The organism is Paenibacillus marchantiae, from assembly GCF_028771845.1.
Classification (GTDB): Bacteria; Bacillota; Bacilli; order Paenibacillales; family Paenibacillaceae; genus Paenibacillus; species Paenibacillus marchantiae.
Map to the genome: position 1 here is coordinate 3,523,498 of NZ_CP118270.1, position 16,461 is coordinate 3,539,958.

The window sequence follows — 16,461 nt, forward strand, 5'->3', positions numbered from 1 at the left end:
TGCTTACAAAAAAAAGTGGTTATTTCTGATCATGAAAGAGTACATTTACCGCAATATAAGCAATTAAATTTCCTTTTATTGATGATACAATGAATTTAAAGCGTTTTCAATGGAAGCTAAGCGGCTGGGTACCGTGCAGCGGGACATCTGATGTTGACAAATAAAACGATGAGGTGAGTGTTCATGTCGGCGAGCACGAAAAGACCAAGGCTAAAGCTGAATCTGCTTGGAAGTGATAGCCAGCGCAAGTGCAAAGAAGTGATGGAACGTCCCGTAAAGGTACTACAGATTGGGGAAGGCAACTTTCTGCGTGGGTTTGCAGATTGGATGCTTCATGAGAGTGCCAGACAAGGCAAATTCCATGGTAGTGTTGCGGTGACCCAGCCTCGGCCTGGGGGAAAGGCAAAGCTGGAACAAATTCGTGATCAGGACGGATTGTATACGATGATTACCCGGGGGCTGTCTCAGGGAGAAGCAGTGGAACGGACGGAAATGATCTCGATTTTTTCACAGTGTATTAATCCATACGAAGAATGGCAGGATTTTCTGAAACTAGCGGAATTGCCCTCCCTGGAGTTTGTCATCTCCAATACAACCGAATCGGGATTGAAATATACGCATTCAGAGTACACGCAGGGTGAACCGATACTATCATTTCCGGGTAAGCTGACGGTCTTCTTGCATCAACGTTATCTGCGGTTTGATGGGGACCCATCCCGAGGGTTGATTCACCTGCCGTGTGAGTTGCTTGAGGGCAACGGGGATGTACTGCGCAGTTGTGTGCTGCAGCATAGTGAAGATTTCGGTTATTCTGAAGGCTTCCGTTCATGGATTGAGAACCATAACTTGTTCCTGAACAATCTGGTTGACCGGATTGTCACGGGTGCACCGACTTCGGAAGAAGCCGATTCCCTGACCAATCGCTGGGGATACGAGGATCAACTGGTCAATACGGCAGAGCCATATCATTTCTGGGCCATTCAGGCAGATGAAGCACTGGATAAGAAACTCCCCCTGAAACAGGCGGGACTCAACGTACATTGGGTGAAGGATTTGAAACCTTTTCAGCTGCGCAAGGTTCGTATTTTGAATGGTGCTCATACCCTCATGTCTTCGCTCGGCATTCTGCAAGGCAAGGAACATGTGAGAGAAACGATGGAAGACCCAGAGTTTGGCTCTTGGGTCAGAGAAGCGGTACATCAGGAGATCGTGCCTGCACTGGATATGCCGGATCATCATCTGGATCAGTACGCAGGGGAAGTGTTTGAACGTTTCCTCAATCCGTATATTAATCACAAGCTGCAGGATATTGCATTAAATACAGTAGGAAAGTTCAAGGTCCGTGTGCTGCCTACACTTTTGGCCTATGAGCAAAATCAGGGAACCTGGCCGGCTCGGCTCGTGAAAGGATTTGCGGGATTATTGTGTCTGTATCGTCCAGTGAACACGCCGGACGGTTATATGGCACAACGATTGAACGGTGAGTCTGTCCTGCTTCGGGATGATGCGGATGTACTGGCTGCACTCGCCATACATTGGGATCGTTATGATCCTCTGAAGAGGGATACGCAGCAATTAGACCAGAGTGTCGCTGCTGTATTATCTGATGTATCGATCTGGGGAGAGAATCTGGATGATCGACAGGGGCTTCGCGAAGCACTCGTTCACGAAATTGGTTTGCTGGAAGGTGAGAGTTAATGAACACAACACGTACAGTCAATGACTGGATTGCGATTCAACCGCAGGATGATGTCATTATAGCTCTTCGGGATTATGTAAAAGGGGAAAGTATTATACTGCCAGACAGCACTACTTTTACATTAAGGGAAGATGTGCCCAAAGGTCATAAAATTGCTGTGCATACCCTCGCACCGGGCGAGGATGTGATGAAATATGGTTTTTCCATTGGGATAGCCAAGGAACAGATCGAACAAGGGAGCTGGATTCACAGTCACAATCTGAAAACAGGACTTCACGGTTTACTTGAATACCAGTATCAGCCGGGACCATCTGTCCAGACGGACATGCCTCCGGAACATCTACGTTCATTTGATGGGTATCTGCGTCCTAACGGTGAAGCAGGTATCCGTAATGAAATCTGGATTGTAAATACGGTCGGCTGCATTAATAAAGTATGTGAGGCATTGGCTCGTATGGGCCTGTCGCAGTTCGGCAGCAGGGTGGATGGTGTATATCATTTCCCACACCCATTCGGATGCTCGCAGCTTGGAGATGACCTGAAATATACGCAGCAGGTATTGGCTTCCCTGGTGGAACACCCGAATGCTGGCGGCGTGCTGGTCATTGGTCTGGGTTGCGAAAATAATCAGGTAGACCAGTTCCGCGAATGTATCGCACCGGAATATCAGGGGAAAGTCCGTTTTCTCAAAGCGCAGGAAACAGATGACGAACTTGAGGAAGGACTGCGTCTGATGGAAGAACTCGTGGAGCTCGTCGAACATGAACAGCGTCAGCCGCTACCTTTGAGCAAGCTCAAAATTGGATTGAAGTGCGGCGGTTCGGACGGTCTGTCCGGGATTACGGCGAACCCGCTCGTTGGCTCCGTTGCGGATATGCTGGTTGCTGCCGGAGGTACGGCTATTTTGACCGAAGTTCCCGAGATGTTTGGTGCAGAGACCATTCTGATGAATCGGGCGGCCAATGAGCAGGTGTTTGATAATTTGGTAGACTTGGTGAACGGCTTCAAGCAATACTTTGTGAACCACGGTCAGAATATATATGAAAATCCTTCACCAGGGAATAAAGCAGGCGGGATTACCACGCTGGAAGAAAAGTCTTTGGGATGTACGCAAAAGGGAGGACGTTCTTCCGTAGTTGATGTACTTCGTTACGGCAAACGTGTCACTCAAACCGGCCTGAACATCGTGGAGGCTCCGGGGAATGATCTCGTGTCTGTTACAGCACTGTCAGCTGCGGGTGCGCACATTGTTCTTTTCACGACAGGTCGCGGAACGCCGTTTGGAGGCCCGGTACCTACTGTCAAGATTGCAACCCAATCTGACCTCGCAAATCGGAAAAAGCACTGGATCGATTTTAACGCAGGTCAACTGCTGGAAGGTAAGACGATGGAAGACGTGAAAGTGCAGCTGTTCAGTCAACTAATCGATATTGCTTCAGGACGGGCGCATACGCTCAGCGAGCAGCATGGATTTCGGGAAATTGCGATATTCAAGGATGGAGTTATCCTGTAATTGTACTCGTTCGTTGCTTTATATCTGTTGCATGTATGGCAAAGGTATATACAGCAAATCCCGGTGGCCCTCTTCGGCTTCCGGGATTTGTCGTTTATAAGTATTTCAATCAATGTATCGCAAAAGATTTTTTGATTTTGGTCAGTGCGGCAGCAGAAGTGTGTTTCTCCAATTCCTGTACCAGGAGTTCGCTCGCATCTGCAACGCTGCCCTCAAACGGTTCAATACCTTGACGCTTCATCCAGCAGCCTGAGGTCTCATAAGCAGAGCTGTTCCAAGCGACCTTACCTTCAGCGAGGCCTTCTTTTTCTTTGGTGCCGCAGATGACAATGGCGCTAATGCCTTGAAGGTCCAGCAGCCCCTGGTCAAATGCTTTTTTGTCCTCTTTGGCTCCAAAACCTGCTTGTGAACGCAGCGTCCGTCCATCAATCCCCTCATGCTTCTCGATTATCTCATATAGTTTGAATGCTTCTCGAGAGAGCAAACCCGCGTCATATTGTTCCTCCATGACTCTGGAGTCCGCTAGCAGACGGTGTACCCATGGGAAATATTCGCGTGAGACAAGAATGGCTTTCTTTTTGAGAAATTTGCCATAAGCAGCGATCCCTTCCTCCGCCAGACGTGAACGCCACAACCAGGGATCAAGCGCGTTATCTTTGTGCCAGTTTTCTTGAGGCGTTATGGAGGACAGTGAAGGGTATTCAGGAAATAAAGGGGCGAGTGGGAGCAGTCCCACAGCCTCTATTCGCTGCACAGCTTCTTCGTAAGTTACGATCGATTCATGCTCATTCATCATGATTTTGGCAAGCTCCTTTTTAGCGTGTGCTACAACGATTATTGTTGGAGGTAAGATACATCTGGTATACTTCCTCGGCATGTTTGCGAATCTCGCAGCGAAGGTTCTCGGGTTCAAGTACTTCTGCTTCACTTCCAAGTCGATAAAAGAATCGTACGGCCCAAGCCCACTCACCGGGAGGGCAGAGAAAGGACAGTTCCCATACATCCGGAGCAATCTCGGTCATCCGTTCGCCAATATGCTTGTCCTGTTCTGCCTCGATCATTCCGCTGTAACTCAGACGTGCGGTAACACGTGTCGGAGAAGGTTCGGGAGATTTCGGTTTGCTGCGCTGTCGCTTTGCCTGTTCTGCCAGCTGTTGTGATTCAAGCATCTCAACCGGTGTAATGTCCAGAATGCGGTCTGCCCTGAACAGGCGCTGTTCACCGTGCTCCTCTGAATACGCTTCACAATACCAGAAACCGGCTGAAGCATACACTCGAATGGGGCAGATCGTTAGCCAGCGTTGACGGGAAGCAGAGCGGTACAACATACGCAGCCACCCTTGTTCCGGGATACAAGCCATAAGCGGTTCCAGATGATGAAGGATGTAGTTTCGTTCGGGAACATCATGCTTCAGTTGTTTGAGCATGGGATCCATCCTTGCTTTGACATCATCCGGAATAATGCTTTTGATTTTGTCCATTAATGTCCAGCGTTTCTCTTGAAAAGGGGTATCTGCATAATGGCTTAGGCCTTCGAGAGCAAAGATGAGAGTAGCTGCTTCAACCGGGTCTAATTGCAGTGGGGGCAGTACATACCCCTCCATAAGTCTGAAGCCGCCTCCGGGACCGGAGATAGCAATGATCGGGACATTCATCTCTGAGAGAGATTGGATATCCCGCAGGATGGTACGGCGGGAAACTTCAAACTTTTCTGCAAGTGAATGTGCCGTTTCGTGACCGTGCTGCAATGCCATAACGATGGCGGCAAGCCGATTTGTTCTATTCATGTCAGCCACTCCGTTTCGAGGGTTGCGCCGCCGGAAAGGATGCTGGAGTGTTCCTCCCATTGTAGCAGTGTATAAGTGACATCATGATTGTCACCAATATTTCGCAGCATTATATTATTTATTCTATACAGTGCAGCGCCTACTTTCGGAGGGCCGCTTCCTTTTCCCGGCGGGGCGTCGTTAAATTGTGTGTCTCGTCCAATTCGCTTCGCTTCTCGGTATTTCCTTCTAACCGATAGCCTCACAAATAATGACAAAAAACCGTATCCGGTCTAAACGGATACGGGAAGTAGCAGATTGAAACAAGTTCAATCATATAATACTTTAAATTTTAACAATTGACACGCTTTTAAGCCACAAATAACGATCAGTGCGATCTCCATGTAACATGTTGTATCATCAATTTTCGAATATTATTTCATTTCAAGCAGTTGTACACCGCGTCCTTCAATCTCGATCGTACCTGAAAGGGACCGATCTGTGAGCAAATCATGAGCCTCTGCTTTACCCAAATCATAGGATTGAGCGGTAGCATTGTGATTCATGACAAACAGGTACTGTTGTCCATCCTTGGTACGAGCAGTCACTTCGACACCTTCCGGAGTATCCAGAAGAGAAGCAATATTTTTGGTTGCAGCCAGTTGTCCCAGCAAGCCGTCCAGGAATCGATCTTCCGGGTCGGAAGCTACGTACCAGGCTTCACCTTGACCAAATGTGTTACGGGTTACCACAGGCATGCCTTTGTAGAAGTTGTCTCCATACTCGGCAATGATCTCTGCACCTTCACTGTGCAGCAAGTCACACAACATGCCGCAACCATAGTCTCCTTGAAGATCGCCATAAGCCTCTTTCATGACCATACGGTTTCTTTGCTCAGGCAGCAGTGCATCAATTTCTTCAACCCAGATACCGAGCAGTTTGCGAAGTTCACCCGGATAACCCCCGGTTGTTACGATATCACTCTCATTGACGATACCACTGAAGAAGGTTGTCAGGAATGTACCACCTGCTTCAACGAACTTCTCCAGTTTGGACGCAAAGCCTGGTTTAACCATATAGAGCACCGGAGCGAGCACGATGTCGTATTTGCTGATATCGGTATCCACACTAACGATGTCCACCTGAATGTTGCGGCGGAAGAAGGCAGCGTAGTATTTGTGAATTTGATCTACATAGTTCAGTGCAACCGTAGGTCCGCTGGATTTCTCGATTGCCCACCAGTTATCCCAGTCAAACACAATCGCGACTTTGGCATCCACAGTAGCATCCAGCGTTTTGTCTCCCAGCAACTGTAACTCCTTGCCCAGCTCCGCGACTTCACGGAATACACGGGTATGCTCATGTCCTACATGTTCAATGACTGCACCGTGATATTTCTCGCAGGCGCCCACAGAGCGGCGGAGCTGGAAGAACATGATCGTATCCGCACCATGGGCAACGGACTGGTAGCTCCACAGACGCATGACGCCGGGGCGTTTCAATGAGTTATAAGGCTGCCAGTTCTGCTGGCTTGGTGTCTGCTCCATGAGCATGAACGGCTGTCCGTCCTTCAATCCACGCATCAGATCATGAGCCATAGCTGTGAAACTTACCGGAGTCGCAAGACCCGGATAGCTGTCCCAGGAGACGATATCCATATATTTGGCCCATTTGAAATAGTCCAGCTGTTTGAAGAATCCCATCAGATTGGTCGTAACGACCGAATCCGGGATATGTTTTTTGATCGCATCATATTCCAGACGGTAACAATCGAGCATACTGTCGGAGTTGAAGCGGGAGTAATCAAGTGAGATGCCCTGGAAGGTGGAATTGTTGTTTCCCCAGTGCTCGCTCAGGTTACTTGGCAGTACAATCTCATCCCAATCGTAGAATGTATGCCCCCAGAAATTGGAGTTCCATGCTTTGTTGAGCTGCTCCAGGGTCTGATAACGTTCTTTGAGATACACGCGGAACGCTTTCTCGCAGTTATCACAATAACAGTCGCCGCCATATTCGTTGGAGATATGCCATACAAGCACACCAGGGTGATCCTTATAACGTTCCGCCAGCTTGTCTGCAATTTTCTCGGAGTATTTGCGGTAGGTTGGGCTATTCGGACAGGAGTTATGCCGTCCACCGAATTTGCGTTTACGTCCATCTGCATCCACACGCAGTACATCCGGGTATTTCTTCGCCATCCATGCTGGATGAGCAGCAGTGCTTGTCGCTAGGCAAATGTAAACGCCGCTTTCATAGAGACTGTTAATTAACTGGTCGAGTCCTTCAAAATTATAAGTGACTTCATCAGGCTGAATCAGTGCCCATGAAAATACGTTGATGGTCGCAATATCAATACCTGCCAATTGGAACATGCGCAGATCTTCAAGATGAGTCTCATGATCCCATTGTTCAGGGTTATAGTCGCCGCCGTAGAACATTTTGGGTAACTTGCTGCTAATCAAATGTGTTCACCTCTTGTATAAGAATAAATCTATACTATATGATGGATATGACTTTTAAAATATAAGAAAAGTAATGAGACATATAAGAATACGGAACTGAAATTTTGCTTTTTGTTCAAAGGAGAGAATCCCTATGCTCATCACACCCGATCATCGGCGCTATTTTATGACCCCACGGGATCAGCCGCTTCCGCTCTACATCGAGAGTATAGGATATAACGGCAATCAGGAGAATGTGTACAGACCTGCTGGATATCCTTGTTATCACTGGCTCCAGACGGTAAAGGGAGCTGGAGAGTTCAGATTTGCAGGTTCAACTGTACAGCTAGGGGAGACATCCGGCATTTTGCTGCCGCCGAATGAGCCTCACGAGTATGTGCGCTCGCAAGGAGAATGGGAGACGCTCTACATTACATTTGGAGGCTCCCAGTGCCCGGCCATTACAGAGTCGCTTGGTTTGGGGGAGGCAGCCCTTCACCAGTGGGACTCAGAGAGCCCGCTTGAATATTATGGCAGGGAAGTGCTGGGTTCCATCAGCAGTGACCAGGATTTGTCCGGTTTGGAAGCGTCAGCGGACATGTACCGATTTCTGATTTTGCTCAAAAAACATGGCATGACGGGCAGTCGTTCTTCGATCTCCCATGCCGTGGAACGGCTGGCTCCGTTAATTTCATTTATGAATGAACACTATGCCGATCCCGAAATCGGTCTTGAACAGATGGCCGCCATACCAGGCATTACGCCTAGGCATCTGAATACCCTTTTCAAACAATCCTTTGGCATGACCGCCTACAGTTATTTCATTCTCCTTCGTATTCGCAAATCGAAAGAATGGATGACAGGGGACAGCAAACTAACCGTCAAGGAAACGGCAGCGAAGGTTGGTTTTCGGGATGCGAGTCATTTTGTGGCTACGTTTCGGCGGATTGAGGGCGTAACTCCTGAGCAGTATCGAACGTTATATTAATCATTCTGAGGTTTAAATGTGCTATAAAACACTGTTCAAGTATGAGGATTCCGTGTAACCTGTTACAAATTGAACAAAAAGTGATGCCAGGAAGGTATTGATGCGCAAGGGTGCTTCCCGTTATGATGATATCGATTCCTTAGATTGGAAAATGACTATACGGATCAACGTATCCGTTCAACCTAGAGAGGATGATAGAAGTGACAACAACTATACCATTGTGGGATCATGCAGCACCTTATGCGGCCAAGGGTCATGAGGATGAAATGCCCCATCTGATTCCATTTATTCAGCCGGGTTCCGAGAGCGCTGTCATTATATGTCCGGGTGGGGGCTATGGATTTTTGGCCGATCATGAAGGAGCGCCAATCGCTGAATTGCTGAACCGTGCGGGAATTAGCGCATTTGTGCTGAAGTACCGTGTGGCGCCTCACCAGCATCCGGCACCCATGACAGATGGTCAGCGTGCGATCCGATATGTACGGGCTCATGCCGAGCAATATGGCATTCAACCTTCCAAAATTGCCGTGCTTGGTTTCTCGGCGGGCGGTCATCTTACAGCCACGTTGGGAACCTTGTATGACGAGGGTCAACCAAATCATGAAGACCCTATTGAAAGGGAGAGTTCACGCCCGGATCGGGTTATTCTTTGTTACCCGGTAATTACGATGGACTCCTATGGACATGCCGGTTCTCGTGAAAATCTGCTTGGGCCAGATGTGTCTGCTGAACAGATCAAGGCTTTCAGTGCGGAGCAGCAGGTGAAAGCCGACGCTCCTGAAGCATTCATCTGGCATACGAGTGATGATCAAGCGGTCCCTGTAGAAAACAGTTTGCGTTACGCGCTTGCCCTGGGTGCACACGGTATACCATATGACTTGCATGTATTTGAAAAAGGTTCACATGGTTTGGGATTGGCAGAGGATGACCATGCCGTTCGGGCTTGGTCTGATCTGTGCCTGACCTGGCTTAAGAATCAAGGGTGGTAACCCGGCACTTGGCTGATCTATGTCTTTCCTGAATATGAAATGTGAATACGAGTGATCTCACATATTTTAACGCTTATGAGAGCGAAGGAGAAAACGACAATGAAATTGCAAAAGAATGATAAGCTGCTTTTTATCGGAGATTCAATCACAGATTGTGGCCGTGAACATCCTATTGGTGAAGGGAGTTCTGGACTGGGGCACGGCTATGTGGCGCAAGTGTATGCCTTGCTGCGTTCCATCTATCCGGAATTGATGCTGCGGATTCAGAATGTGGGTAATAGTGGGAATACAATCCGGGATTTGAAGCAGCGCTGGGACCGTGATGTGCTTGATCTCAAACCGGATTGGCTAACGATTATGATCGGGATCAATGATGTATGGCGTCAATTTGACAATCCGTTATCCACAGAATCGCAAGTTTTTCTGGAAGAGTATGAATCCACACTACGAGATCTGGTTGCTTCTGTTCGTCCTGGGTTGAAAGGACTTGTTCTGATGTCTCCTTATTATTTGGAAGCCAATCCGGAAGATCCGATGCGGGCTACGATGGATATATACGGTGAGGCTGTTCGTAGAGTAGCCGCTGAATATGACGCCATTTTCGTGGATACACAGGCTGCATTTACTCCATTCTGGGATCATTTCTATACGTCTGTGCTGACTTACGATCGGGTTCATCCCGATGCAACAGGCCATATGGTGCTTTCCAAAGCGTTCTTGGATGCCATTGGTTTCGAATGGTCAGGCGGCGTCAAATCTTAAAAAGGACGTGATGGCATGAGCGATTTGAACATTGCAGTACATACCCCGGCACTGTTGGGCGAAGGTCCTAGCTGGGATGCTGAACACAATCGATTATTATGGGTGGATATTGAAAGCTACAAGATCCATGTATACGTTCCAGCTACAGGAGAAGATCGGACTTATGATGTTGGCGAGCATGTAGGTGCGGTTGTGCCATACCATGATGATGAGGTTGTCGTTGCTTTGCGCAGTGGCTTCCACAGCTATAACTTGCTCACGGGAGAGTTACAGCCGATTGAAGATCCGGAGAAAGGCAAAGACAACAACCGTTTCAATGACGGGAAGTGTGACGCTCTTGGACGCTTCTGGGCAGGGACGATGAGCATGAACAATGAAAGCAAGGCAGGGGCATTTTATTGCCTGGAGGAAGGACAGCCTGTTCGAACGTTGTTCAGGGATGTATCCACATCCAATGGTTTGGGCTGGAGCCCGGATCAACAGAAGATGTATTACATTGATACGCCGACACGATCCATTGACCGTTTTGATTTTGATCTGGCTGCTGGAGAGATAACGAACCGGACAAGTGTAATTGCTATACCGGAGGAATTTGGCTATCCGGATGGAATGACTGTAGACAGTGAGGGAATGCTGTGGGTTGCCCACTGGGGCGGAGGAAGAGTTACTCGCTGGAATCCGCATACAGCAGAGCTGATGCAACAGATTGAGGTACCTGCAGATCAGGTGACATCCTGCTGTTTCGGAGGGCCGGAGTTGGAGGACTTATATATTACGACTGCCCGAATCGGTATTCGAGAAGAGCGGCTGACGGAGACGCCGAATGCTGGATCTCTATTTGTAATTAAACCGGGTGTGAAAGGGCAGAAAACCTACGCTTTTGGCGGGGGAGCACAGTCGGATACGAAATAAATGAAGGACAGTGTTACTAGAATTTTGTTCTTCGTCTATAAAATATTTATCAATGGAGAAGGGTGCTGTTTAAACAGCATCCTTTTTTTATGTTTTCAAAAGCGATATGCAGAAAAAAATACAAAAAATAGAATTTGGGCAGAAGGGGTTTTTTAATTGCCATCGAATGTTATTTATTGCAAGGTTAATCCAATGAATGGTAATCAAAATTGATTTATGAAAGCGTTTTATAAAAATGGAAAGGAGGTGGGGCTGGTTGCCTGTTCCAATGCATTAAATGTCTGACACTGCACTCATCAACATGATGACACAGCGGGGTTTACCGGATGCGATGAATATATTTGAAGAGGAGGCTAAGTAATTATGAAAACGTTTTTGGGAAAGCTGCGGGTGATGAGTTTGACGGTTGCTGTTGCAGCAGTTTCGTTGGGAGTACTCGCTGGAACAACAGATGCGGCACCTAGTGATTCATACCAGTGGAAAAATGTCGTGACCGGGGCTGGTGGGGGTTTTGTGCCGGGGATTATTTTCAATGAGTCAGAGAAAGATTTGATCTATGCCCGGACGGATATCGGGGGAGCCTATCGCTGGAATCCTGCGAATGAGAGTTGGATTCCACTTACTGATTTTGTCGGCTGGGATGATTGGAACAAAAACGGTGTCGATGCGCTGGCAACAGACCCGGTTGATCCGAATCGAGTGTATATGGCTGTCGGCACGTACACGAATTCATGGGACAAAAACAACGGCTCCATCTTGCGCTCTACGGACCGCGGTGATACTTGGCAGACCACCACTCTTCCGTTCAAAGTCGGCGGTAACATGCCGGGACGTTCCATGGGGGAACGCCTGACCGTTGATCCGAATAAAAATAGCATTTTGTATTTTGGTGCACGTAGTGGCAACGGACTCTGGAAAAGTACGGATTACGGCGTAACCTGGAACAAAGTAACGAGCTTCCCGAATCCCGGTACGTATGTAGAAGACCCGTCTTATGAATATACCAGTGACATCGTGGGTCTTTCTTGGATCACGTTTGACAAATCAACAGGTTCTGCTGGACAGGCAACACAGACCATCTATGTCGGGGTAGCCGACAAAAATCAAAGCATATACCGCAGTACAAATGGAGGCGCAACGTGGACTGCTGTTGCTGGACAGCCTACAGGGTATTTACCTCATCACGGTGAACTGGATGCCAATGGAAATCTCTATATTTCATACAGCGATGGTGCAGGCCCTTATGATGGGGAAAAGGGAGACCTCTGGAAACTAAATACGACTACAGGGGTATGGACCAACATTAGTCCAGTGCCGAGCAGCAGCTCGGACAATTATTTTGGATACGGCGGACTGGCTGTAGATGCTCAGCATCCTGGTACACTGATGGTGGCAACCCTCAACTCTTGGTGGCCTGACGCGAATCTGTTCCGCAGTACGGACAGTGGAGCTACTTGGACCCGCATTTGGGAATTTGAAGGATATCCAAACCGTAAAATGCGCTATACACAGGATATTTCGGCCGCTCCTTGGTTGACCTTTGGGACGAATCCTGCACCGCCTGAAGTTTCTCCAAAGCTGGGCTGGATGATTGGCGATCTGGAGATTGACCCGTTTGACTCTGACCGCATGATGTATGGAACAGGTGCGACCATCTACGGCACGAAAAATCTGACAGACTGGGATGACGGCAACAAAATCAATATTTCAGTGATGGCCAAAGGGGTCGAGGAGATCGCGGTTCTGGATCTGATCAGCCCGCCAAGCGGTGCACATTTGTTAAGTGGGGTAGGGGATGTCTCGGGATTCCGTCATAACAATCTGGATCAGTCACCAGCTACGATGTTTACCAGCCCCAACTACTCTTCTACGGAAAGTCTGGATTTTGCAGAGTTAAGTCCGAATACCATGGTTCGCGTTGGTAAAGCAGACTATACTGCTGATCCGAATGCAAAATCCATTGGTTTATCCAGCGATGGTGGGACCACGTGGTATAAGGCAAACGCAGAGCCTGCCGGTACAACCGGAGGAGGAACCGTAGCTATCTCGGCAAATGGTAATCGACTTGTATGGAGCACGTCGGACAAGGGTGTGCATTATTCCACTGGCGGCAACTCATGGACAGCGAGTTCAGGTATACCCGCACAGGCAAAAGTGATCTCCGACCGGGTAAATTCGAACAAATTCTATGGATTTGCTGCCGGTAAAGTCTATGTGAGCACCAATGGTGGTGCCTCCTTCACTGCATCTGCGGCAACTGGGCTTCCGGTAGAAGGTAACGCGGATCTGGACGCTGTTCCAGGAACGGAAGGCGAACTTTGGTTTGCAGGCGGCAGTGAAGAGGAAGGGCCATATGGTCTGTGGCATTCCACCGATTCAGGAGCGACCTTTACCAAGCTTGCAAATGTGGAGGAAGCGGACAGCATCGGTTTTGGTAAAGCGGCACCTGGGCAGAACGTGGTCGCGCTGTACACGATTGCTAAGATTGATGGAACACGTGGATTTTTCCGTTCCGATGACGGCGGGGCGAATTGGGTACGGATTAACGATAATCAGCATCAATATGCACGTGTGACCACGATTACAGGTGATCCACGTTTGTATGGAAGAGTGTATCTGGGTACGAATGGACGAGGCATTTTATATGCTGACCGTATTGGTGGGAACAATGGCGGTGGAGAAGGTGGAGGCGAGACTCCGGTGAACAGTTCGGCCATCACACCAGTGAATGCGGAATTTGATAAAAATACAGGCAATCAGGTAGATATTCCTGTAACGTTGACACTGAACGGAAACACTTTTAGTGCAATACGTAATGGCAATACAACGCTGGTTTCAGGTACGGATTACACATTATCGGGCAATCAGGTCGTGTTGAGTAAAACCTATCTGGCTTCTTTGTCCAAGGGAAGCGCGGCGTTAACCTTTCATTTCAGTGCAGGCAATGATGCGATCCTAAATCTGACGATCAAAGACACGACGGCTGTACCCGCAGGAGCCATTCGAATTGAGATGTTTAATGGAACGAATTCAGCAACGTGGAACTCCATTAATCCTAAGATCAAATTAACGAATACAGGTACTTCGGCCATTAATCTTTCCGACGTCAAAATTCGTTACTATTATACGATCAATGGCGCTCAAGCCCAAAACTTTTTCTGTGACTGGGCAACAGCTGGAAACGACAATGTTACAGGGGCGTTTAGCGCGCTGTCGACCCCAGTGACCGGAGCAGATTCCGTGCTGGAGATTGGCTTCAAAACTTCTGCGGGTTCATTGGCAGCGGGGCAAAGTACTGAAATTCAGGCACGGTTCTCCAAAACAGACTGGACCAACTACACTCAGACGGATGATTATTCGTTTGCTCCAAGTCAAACAGCCTATACTGACTGGAACAAAGTAACGGGATATATTGCCGGAAGTCTTCAATGGGGTATCGAACCTTAGACCTGAACTTGAAATGAAAGTATGACTTAATTTAAACGTATATCGATAAGAAGTCCTGGCTCGCCGAAAATGATTCATGGCGGGCCGGGGCTTCTTATTTTGTCGAAATATAGTGTACACTAAAGTGAGTTTCCGTTAGCATTTTGCATTATTCGAATCAACTCACTCCCGGGTACAAGATAAAAATCTTGCTGATTGAAAGTCGCTCTATGGATTTATGCAAAATGCCTACCATTGCTTAAACGTTCGTTTTGAGATATAAAAAGAAGTACAAAACTTTTAAATTAATGTAACCGCTAACACGGGGAAGCCATTCTATCCGATATATGATGGTATATCTTGAACAGACATAGAAGAAAGATTAGACAAGGGGGTCAAGGGTCATGAACCGGTTGTGTAAGGTGCTGATTGTTGACGATGAGTTTCTTGTAAGGCAAGGCATTAAGCACCATATGAACTGGGAAGCTGAAGGTTTTCAGATTGTAGGTGAAGCTTCCAACGGGGAAGAAGGGCTTGAACAGGTACACTCATTACAGCCGGATATTGTCATTACGGACATCGTAATGCCTGTGATGGATGGGGAAACATTTGTCAGGACGTTAAAAGCCAGTCATCCGCAGATTGAGGTTATCGTACTTAGCAGCTTCAGTGAATTTGAATATGTACGTTCAACGCTCCAAAATGGAGCAGCAGACTATATATTGAAACCCAAACTGGATACCAATGAATTATTACAAGTACTTCAGCGTACGGCTGGCAAAATTCCCGAATTGCAGTTTGAGCCTTCTCATGATGGGTGGAGGCTCGGACAACTGATGGAGAAAATGCTGTCCGGTTTTACGTTGGATGAGGATAATGAGTTGCTTATGATTAGGGAGACGTTTCCTCACCGATGCTTCCGCTTACTCGTATATAAGCCGCAGGATACACAAGTACGTGTGCACAAGCTGGATAACGAGCAATTGGAGTCCAGGTTACGGGATCTGCTCCCCGACGTGGAGTGCGCAATCGTTCCGGCCGAAGGTACCTCGCCAGTGGTGCTCCTTAATGTTGAGCCTGCGAAGGATGAATGGATGGTGCAGCGAATTAAGGAGTTGGCGAGCGAGAATAAGGACGGGCAGGACGGACCTTGCTGGGTGCTGAGCGACAGCTTCTCTTCATTTGAAGAGATGGGGGACGTATATCGAACACGTCTGATCAAGCTAATGGAGTATCGCTTTTATTATGAGGACCGATCTATTCTGGTGTATGGCGAACTTCCGCCTCTTCACCCTGCAGGATATCAGTTCAATGTGAACATGTTTTTGCAGCATGTGAAGCGAAATAGAACAGAAGCCGCAAGAGAATATTTGCAGGAGCATGCCCTTACGTTGGGGCGGGATTATATTGCGGATGTGTTTGAAATTAAGTCCTTTCTGGGCAATCTGATCTTTAACGTGACCATTACGTTGGCAGATATGGATGTGCAGTCCGCTGCACTGGAAGAGAGCAAGTATGCCTATTTCAAACATGTGGATGGCGCCTCTAGTCTAACAGAAGCGATGAATGTGCTGGATCAGTTCATGGCTGAGGTACAGGAGTGCACCACTGGAGAGGGCGCAAGACGAAGTGATCCGAATATGAAAATGCTGCTGGAATATATGCATCAGCACTTTGATCAGCCACTCGGACTTGCCGAAGTAGCCAAGCATTTTCATTTTAATCCATCGTACTTGTCCAGTTATTTCTCTTCACACAAAAAAGAAGGCTTTAACGAATATTTGAATAAAATTCGGATTGAAAAGGCAGAGGAACTCCTCCGCTCAGACGATGTTACCATTTCCGAAATTAGCAGCATGGTAGGGTATTCCGACCACAGTTACTTTTGCAAGGTGTTCAAAAAATTTACCGGACTGTCACCGAGCCGATACCGGCGAAAATTCTGGGCATAACGTCAGAAGGAAG

The 16,461-nt window shown here is 47.9% G+C and carries 11 protein-coding genes; 8 read left to right on the forward strand and 3 right to left on the reverse strand.

Features of this window, described 5'->3' with window-relative positions:
- Positions 1-183 precede the first annotated feature (183 nt).
- Both PTQ21_RS16135 and PTQ21_RS16140 read left to right on the forward strand, forming a co-directional pair.
- The gene (locus PTQ21_RS16135; RefSeq protein ID WP_090805327.1) at positions 184-1,698 is read left to right on the forward strand and encodes a tagaturonate reductase; all 1,515 of its coding nucleotides are present in this window, start codon (positions 184-186) and stop codon (positions 1,696-1,698) included.
- Complete coding sequence (locus PTQ21_RS16140; protein WP_072732364.1) at positions 1,698-3,212, forward strand: UxaA family hydrolase; 1,515 nt, start codon at positions 1,698-1,700, stop codon at positions 3,210-3,212. The genes PTQ21_RS16135 and PTQ21_RS16140 overlap by 1 nt, the downstream gene beginning before the upstream one ends.
- A 109-nt stretch (positions 3,213-3,321) precedes the next feature.
- Here PTQ21_RS16140 and PTQ21_RS16145 read toward each other — a convergent pair whose 3' ends face one another.
- The 3 genes from PTQ21_RS16145 to PTQ21_RS16155 form a co-directional block, all read right to left on the reverse strand.
- Positions 3,322-4,008 carry an AlkZ-related protein gene (locus PTQ21_RS16145; protein WP_274566352.1) on the reverse strand — a complete coding sequence of 229 codons (687 nt, stop codon included), beginning with the start codon at positions 4,006-4,008 and terminating at the stop codon, positions 3,322-3,324.
- 19 nt (positions 4,009-4,027) lie between these two features.
- A complete protein-coding gene (locus PTQ21_RS16150) occupies positions 4,028-4,999 on the reverse strand; it encodes a helix-turn-helix transcriptional regulator (RefSeq protein WP_072732366.1) in 972 nt (323 codons plus the stop codon).
- A 413-nt stretch (positions 5,000-5,412) separates the two neighbouring features.
- Positions 5,413-7,440: a beta-galactosidase gene (locus tag PTQ21_RS16155; protein ID WP_274566354.1), complete on the reverse strand. Its 2,028-nt coding sequence runs from the start codon at positions 7,438-7,440 to the stop codon at positions 5,413-5,415.
- Between the two features lie 133 nt (positions 7,441-7,573).
- Between PTQ21_RS16155 and PTQ21_RS16160 the strand changes: the two genes are divergently transcribed.
- The 6 genes from PTQ21_RS16160 to PTQ21_RS16185 all read left to right on the forward strand — a co-directional run bounded on the left by PTQ21_RS16160 (position 7,574) and on the right by PTQ21_RS16185 (position 16,448).
- Entirely contained in the window at positions 7,574-8,407 is an 834-nt protein-coding gene (locus PTQ21_RS16160) for an AraC family transcriptional regulator (protein ID WP_063564685.1), read from the forward strand.
- A 191-nt stretch (positions 8,408-8,598) separates the two neighbouring features.
- Positions 8,599-9,396, forward strand: coding sequence for an alpha/beta hydrolase (locus PTQ21_RS16165; protein WP_420800331.1), 798 nt, complete (start codon positions 8,599-8,601; stop codon positions 9,394-9,396).
- Between the two features lie 99 nt (positions 9,397-9,495).
- Complete coding sequence (locus PTQ21_RS16170) at positions 9,496-10,158, forward strand: SGNH/GDSL hydrolase family protein (RefSeq protein WP_274566356.1); 663 nt, start codon at positions 9,496-9,498, stop codon at positions 10,156-10,158.
- Positions 10,159-10,173: 15 nt separating this feature from the next.
- Entirely contained in the window at positions 10,174-11,070 is an 897-nt protein-coding gene (locus tag PTQ21_RS16175; protein WP_274566357.1) for an SMP-30/gluconolactonase/LRE family protein, read from the forward strand.
- A 363-nt stretch (positions 11,071-11,433) separates the two neighbouring features.
- Positions 11,434-14,517, forward strand: a complete 3,084-nt coding sequence (locus PTQ21_RS16180; protein ID WP_420800332.1) for a cellulose binding domain-containing protein — start codon at positions 11,434-11,436, stop codon at positions 14,515-14,517.
- A gap of 383 nt (positions 14,518-14,900) precedes the next feature.
- Positions 14,901-16,448, forward strand: coding sequence for a response regulator transcription factor (locus tag PTQ21_RS16185; protein ID WP_064639103.1), 1,548 nt, complete (start codon positions 14,901-14,903; stop codon positions 16,446-16,448).
- The last annotated feature ends 13 nt before the right edge of the window (positions 16,449-16,461 follow it).